Below are 1154 nucleotides of genomic sequence, written 5' to 3'. Positions count from 1 at the left end.
CAATACATATATGCTACATGTATTGTAACAAATGACTACGGCAAAACAAGTGATCTATTTCATCGTGGCATTGACAAAGACAAAGAGCAAGGCAAAGTCAAATCACGTGGGCTAAAACACCCATTCATTTCCACTGTTTAAGTATTCTAATGCTTGTTTGATTGCGTCGTGACAACTTCTGTTAGGACGAAATCCATAACTGTATTCACTAAATATCTTTTCGTAGATGTCTGATATTGGCTGTGCTACTGCTTGCTGAATTGTTCTGTCTAATGCAGTTGGTATTCCTAAAGGTCTTTTCTTACCATTATCTTTCGGTATATATACTCTTCGTACAGGTTTTGGTAAATAAGTCCTGTTTCTAAGCGAATTGATAATAGCTTCCTGATTTTCTTTGATATAGCTTCCCAATTCTTCCACAGTAATTTCATCTATCCCGCTTGCACCTTTATTAGCAACTACCTTTTTATAGGCTCGGTTTAGATTTTCCTTTGTTAATATCACTTCCATTAATTCCATTGTTGTTACTCCTCTTTCTACTATAAGATTCCTACACATCGCCCCTTCCGATATAAATAATATCCCTCGGTTACGTTCCTACTCTTCTTATTCATCTGATTTCTGGCTAATGTATTATTTTATAAGTAGCGATTTGTACTATAAATCGCTTCAGTCCTTCAGCTGTTATGCCTACTATGACTTCATCTGACTCCCTCCCCAAACCTTTTTCGACCATATCTTAAAGAGATTTATCTCTTTGATATGTGGGTAGGGTCTCCCAGGGTAAGACACTAATCTTTCATTCCACAACCTCTTGATTTACAACTTCGGTTTACGTTTACCTTTTGGGCTTAAGTTTGTCTTGCAACCTCACCCACCTAATCGCCTTATCAAGTTTCTGTTCGTAGGCTCAAGAACTTCGTTACACCACTTCCTTCATCCATACCATTACTGGCACCAACTTGTGGTTCACTACACTTGGCGGTAAATACCCGTGACTGGACTTGCACCAGTTAGATTAGTGCCATGCCTGGCAATCGGGTAGGAGAGAAAGTTAAATAACTTTCCCGACCTCCCACAGCACCGTACGTACGGGTCTCGTATACGGCGCTTCCCAAGTTTATGCATTAACAGTTTTGTATTTGTCAGAAAAG

General features: G+C 39.2%; 1 protein-coding gene. It reads right to left on the bottom strand.

Going from position 1 to position 1154, the window contains the following annotated elements; genetic code table 11:
- Positions 1-111: 111 nt before the first annotated feature.
- Entirely contained in the window at positions 112-519 is a 408-nt protein-coding gene (locus KHM83_RS19590) for a reverse transcriptase domain-containing protein (RefSeq protein WP_246543221.1), read from the bottom strand.
- Between the last annotated feature and the right edge of the window lie 635 nt (positions 520-1154).

The sequence above is a fragment of the Fusibacter paucivorans genome (genome assembly GCF_018390735.1).
Classification (GTDB): Bacteria; Bacillota; Clostridia; order Peptostreptococcales; family Acidaminobacteraceae; genus Fusibacter; species Fusibacter paucivorans.
Note: the sequence above shows the minus strand (reverse complement) of the source record. Positions and strands in the feature narration are given on the sequence as shown.